General features: G+C 35.9%; 4 protein-coding genes. All 4 read right to left on the bottom strand.

All coding sequences use genetic code 11. The annotated features are described in order from the left end of the window. Positions 1-44: 44 nt before the first annotated feature. Positions 45-1,469: a hypothetical protein gene (locus H6F47_RS26700; protein ID WP_190651761.1), complete on the bottom strand. Its 1,425-nt coding sequence runs from the start codon at positions 1,467-1,469 to the stop codon at positions 45-47. A gap of 207 nt (positions 1,470-1,676) precedes the next feature. Then, entirely contained in the window at positions 1,677-1,991 is a 315-nt protein-coding gene (locus H6F47_RS26695) for a CRISPR-associated protein Csx3 (protein WP_199291309.1), read from the bottom strand. Between the two features lie 414 nt (positions 1,992-2,405). Next, a complete protein-coding gene (locus H6F47_RS26690) occupies positions 2,406-2,708 on the bottom strand; it encodes a 30S ribosomal protein PSRP-3 (RefSeq protein WP_096569556.1) in 303 nt (100 codons plus the stop codon). Between the two features lie 139 nt (positions 2,709-2,847). Continuing rightward, positions 2,848-4,230 carry a PP2C family protein-serine/threonine phosphatase gene (locus tag H6F47_RS26685; protein ID WP_190347402.1) on the bottom strand — a complete coding sequence of 461 codons (1,383 nt, stop codon included), beginning with the start codon at positions 4,228-4,230 and terminating at the stop codon, positions 2,848-2,850. Between the last annotated feature and the right edge of the window lie 1,265 nt (positions 4,231-5,495).

Genomic DNA, 5,495 nt, shown 5'->3' with positions numbered 1-5,495 from the left:
TAACGATTACATGATTCAAGTTCTCAGTTCTTGTTTCATTGACTCTACATTAGATTCCGATAAGCCCTTATGTCAAGCCTGATTGAGATGCTCTTACCCTGGTTACCTAATAACAAGGGATAAACATTTTTAAAATGCTTAAATTGATAATGTTCTAATGTCCAATCATTGACTAATAGAACCATATCAGCAGTAGGATCTATTTGTTTCCAATTTTCAAATAGATGATAATAGATATTTCCAGGAAATGAAAGTGTATGTAATGTGTTAGCTATATCTTTTTGTTTTGATCTCACAATAGCATTAACTTTAAATAACTGACCTCCTAAATCAAACATACTGCGGCAAGTTCCACAAGCTAAAACTGAATCTGATTCATTGTCATTCAGTGGTTTTAGTTTGTCTGGTTCTACATCGTCACGATGACAAACGCGACACGGTTCATGACTGTAACGTGGTTTGATTAAATCACTAATTTGATCACAAAATTTCTGAGATTTATGAACAGCTAAATTTTTAGTAGCTTTTGACCAATTTTCCGCAAATTTAGAAGCTTGAGAATTTTCCTGAGAACTTTTAGGTTCTGGTTTTAGATCAGATGTGGAAAAACATAAACAGTCTAAAGCTAGAAATACTTTCCCTTCAAATTCCTTTAACAACCATTCATTAAATTGTTGACGTACTTCTTTAATCACACTTTTAACTTCTTTTTTCCCAGAAGCCAAAATATATAAATTACCACCACCTGCATAAATTACATTAGTCCGAGGAAGTTCTAATTTATCTAACAATTGTTGTACGACTTCTTCCGTAACTAACTCTAAATAAAAACTCCTCGCTCTTAATGATTTTAATGCCCCATCGGAAGATATGGTATAAATGAATTTTTGAATCCCTGATAAGTCACCAGCAATTAAAGTAATATTTTTAGATTCAGTATTATTGACTAAAGCTGCTGCAACTGCGGCCGTACTTTTAACCAAGTCTATTAAGGCTATATTTTCCTCCCCAAAACTAATAAATGAGCCAAATTTTTCCACAATTAAAGTTAACAAAGATAGATTTTGATAATCTTCTTGTTCTAAACTATCTAAGGCTGTTTTGATATCTTTTTTTAAACTCTCTAAATCTGGTTTTTTTGTAACTGGATAGGGAATTTTAGGATCATTATTATCTATAGCTTCAGGTATCCAATAATGTTCTTTTGTCTGCTTTTTCTGCTTTTCTTCAGGATTCAAATTCACATAATCAAATAGTAATCTTAAAGCCTGTGGTTCTCCCTGTTTAGGCCAAAATAGAATCTTCTGAGCTTCTTGAATAGCTTCTTGAATAGCTTCTTTGACAGCATCATCAATACTATCTGAAGCTGATAAAGATAACTTGTTGACAACATCAGACTTAACCCAGTTTGCCAAAACTGCGATCGCTTGTTGAAGAATCTGCAATGTGACTTGATAACTTTTCATCATAAATACTTCTTATTACTACAACTGTAACTCACACCCCCAAACATCTCCGCCCCAAACATCCTCATCTCGCTGTCATCAGTAAATTCTACCTATAAGCTTATATGATTATCACTCAATATGATAACTGAGAATATTACAATCGCTGTAAATAATTAATACAAAGTGTAAACCAGAGTATTTACATATAGTAACAATTGGGCAATGTATTTAATCAATCAAATCTCCCAGCTTATAAGCGGGATTGTGAGTAATACAAATCACATACTTAGCCAGCTTTGGGTCATAAAAACCAATTGCACCATAAATATGTGCCAGCTTATGCGCCAAAACAAAAGCCACGGGAATAGATACAGGTCCATTAATTTTCAATAATTGACCCCCTGCTAATTCTCCCGACTGCGCCATTTCCTCTAAGCGTGCCGCTGCATCCTTTACTATTTGGTCGTTTTGGGCAGGTTCGCCAAATTTAATCCGTAAAATTCCCGCTTGTAATTCAATGTTGTAAGTAGTCACGGTTTGCATCTCCAACCAATGACTACATCATACATGACTGTGGAAGTAGCCTATTCTAATGAATTTTATGTAAGAGTTAATGTAGGGACAATTCATGAATTATCCCTAGAAGGGTTTCAGAGCTTGTGTAGAGTTTGCTGAAAATGTAGTAATACAAACAAAAATGTTTTTACACTTAATATTATTTGTAAGCTGTAACTGGGGCTTTTAAGGCTCTATATGTTACATCAGATTTTCAATAATTATATTATAATGATTATATTATGATTTATGCAGGCAAGATGCCTGCACCACGGAGTTTTAAGGTTATGTGTAGTAAAGATAAAACCATTAAACTATGGAATAATTGGAAGATCGGGACTGGGTAGTAATTGATAATTACCAATTACCAATTACCAATTACCAATCACCAAATTAAAACAATCAGGCGCTACCTGTAAAGGCAACTTCGGGAAACTTCAATTGTGCTTCTGCCATTGGGCGGTTTCTGCCTTCTTCTTGCCAGTAGTTGATCACTTCTGTGGCTTTGTTTAGCAACTCAACGCGATCAACATCAGTAATCCAGTGTTTGGATTCTAACTCTTTTTTCAGTTCTTCCCACGCATCATTACGAGGCCAGAAGAAGTATTTAGTTAAGGGGCTTGTGCCTTTACCAACAACCTGATCAACTGCTAAAGCTACGTTCTCATCTAACCAGAGAATTTTTAAGATAAATTTTGTGGTCAATCGTACCTCCGGGACAAATCCGGCTATAACTTACTAATGTTTGCGACCACTTATTATAACTCAATATCTGTCCCATTGACCAATGAGTTTAAAATGAGTTTAAAAGTCAGCTTGATCTCCCGACTCCTGCCTCCTGTAATCACAAAATTTGTAAAACTACCATAGTCATATCATCAGTATTTTGCCGTTCAGAACCGATAAAATTCTGAACCTTATCAAACAAATAATCAACAATTTCCTGGGGTCCATTGCAATAACGACAAGCAGCATTAAACGAAGTCACAAAATTATCTTCATCAAAGCGATCGCCACCAGCCGCCGCCGCATCCGTTAAACCATCTGTATAATAAATAACTGTATCCCCTGGTTCTAATTGTGCTTCCCCATTCTCATATTGACTATTTGCATCCAAACCAATCAACATCCCCATAGTATCCAATCTCGTCACTGTTTTAGTAGCAGCGTGCCACCACAAAGGCGGATTATGTGCTGCATTACTATAAGATAACAATCTTGTACGGGGATTATATTCTGAATAAAACAAAGTGACAAACCGGTGAGAATTTTCCAAATCGGCATACATAACACGATTCAAATTTTGCAAAATTCCCGCCGCAGAATTACCATGTAATACTTCACCTCTGAGCATTCCTCGCAACATGGTCATAATTAAACCAGCAGGAACACCTTTACCCATCACATCCCCAATTACCAAAGCCCAACGGGCATCTTCTTTACTGCTATTAAGATTAGATTTAAACTGATTATGATTTGTGGGAATAAAATCATAATAATCTCCACCCACACGATTAGCCGGTTTACAACGTGCAGCCAAAACAGCACCAGGAACATTAGGACATTGACGCGGTAAAAGTCGGCGTTGAATCTCAGCACCAATTTCTAATTCTTGATCTAATCGTTCTTTTTTCCTCAATTCTACTGCTAGTTCATCGTTGTCAATAGCTACCGCTGTTTGATCTGCAACTAACCTTACTAACTTTTGTCTAGTTTCTGTCCAACTATATTCTGGATCACGGCTTAAAACATAAAGCCATCCCCTTTCTGTATGTTTAACTATAATTGCTGTACCAAAAATCTGCACATCTGGTCCTAAATATTGATGCATCTGAGCATCTAAAATTCCTGTGGTTGTCAGTGGTACAGAATTAGGTAACAGTGTAATTTGACTTGTAGCATTTTCTAGGGCTTTGCGGATAATTTTCCGTTGTTGACTATCCTGCCAATGTAGCTGCTCTAACCTAATTTGACCATTTGGTTTATAGAGAAATAGGGCGCTACCTTCAGCATCGGTAACTCTGGTGGCCATGAGAGGAATCAGTTCCAAAAACTGATTCAAATTATTGAAACTTCTGAGAGCAAATCCTAAAGAACTCAGCAAATCTTGAATTTTGTTCTGTTCCCGATGCAGTCTAGCCACAAGTTCTTTCAGTGCCACAACTGGAGTGACATCTGTGGTGGCACTACTATTAATTTCGGTGGAGTGAGAAGGAACTTGAGACACAGGTAAATATACTATTGCATTTAATATTAACAGATGGCAGATTTATGATTTATGAGCAATTTTTTATTTAGTGTTGCTCAATCATATTCGACAAGATTAGTCATTTTAGCAAGAGTAGAAAGATTGAGGATGTAATTTTGAACAGTATTGCATTTGCTGGTTTTATTGTTTGCCATTTATCAGGAGTTTCCGGTCATTGTATTTTTAGTTAAACCCTGTCTAGTATAAAGCAGTAATTTTGATAACGCTATAGACGGCTTACAATTTTTTCATGCCTTAATTAGTAATTCATATATCTGGGGAAATAAAACTTTCTTTTAATCAGAGTCGTTGCTTACACCTACAGAGTAAGTCTGGAGATTTTTCGATGAATGGATTTGAGACTGGCTTGTTAAACCGGGTGTTCCTACTGGAGTGAGACAAAAAATATTTTTCATCCTACCTGTAAACTCCAAAATACAAGTAATAAATTGTAAACATTTAACTGGTATATCATAAATTTCCTGAATATTTACTCAGATATAAATTTTCTATATTCAGTTTATTAGCTGATTAGCTATGAAATTTTGAATGGCTAAATATGTAATTTAGCTCAAGACAAAATATCTAGAATCTATAGGAAATAGAACCTAGACTCAGGATACTCTGGATTCTTTCAACCAAAACCTATATCGAGTGTTTTAGTTAAACCATGATAATTTACATCTGTAAATGGTTAAGAGAGAGTATTTGTATGTAATTTTGCCAGTAGAACCTGATAACTAAGTTAGGAGTCATTAGCTACTTTGTTTACACTCATCCACTTGTGTATGAATACCTTTTACAGTCATCAATGAACCTTGTGCTGTATTAGATGGATCATTGGGCAGTGATAAAAATAGCTTTAGTGTGAAATTCTACCAGAAGTTGGCCATTTTTTGTCAAAAAAAAAGAATTATTTTCATTTATAGGAGTCAGGAGTCAGGAGTCAGGAGTCAGGAGTCAGGAGTCAGGAGGCAGAAGGCAGAAGGCAGGAGGCAGAAGGCAGGAGGCAGAAGGCAGGAGGCAGGAGGCAGAAGGCAGGAGGCAGAAGGCAGAAGAATTTTAGATTTTAGATTTGATTCATGAAATACAATCCAAAATCCAAAATCCAAAATCCAAAATCCAAAATCCAAAATCCAAAATCCAAAATTGTATCACCAATCACCAATCACCAATCACCAATCACCAATCACCAATCACCAATCACCAATCACCAATCACCAATCACCAATCACCAATCACCA

Origin of the sequence: Sphaerospermopsis sp. FACHB-1094, from assembly GCF_014696195.1 — a bacterium.
Taxonomy (GTDB): domain Bacteria; phylum Cyanobacteriota; class Cyanobacteriia; order Cyanobacteriales; family Nostocaceae; genus Sphaerospermopsis; species Sphaerospermopsis kisseleviana.
The sequence above is the reverse complement of the archived record's forward strand: the minus strand, read 5'-3'. Positions and strand labels throughout refer to the sequence as shown.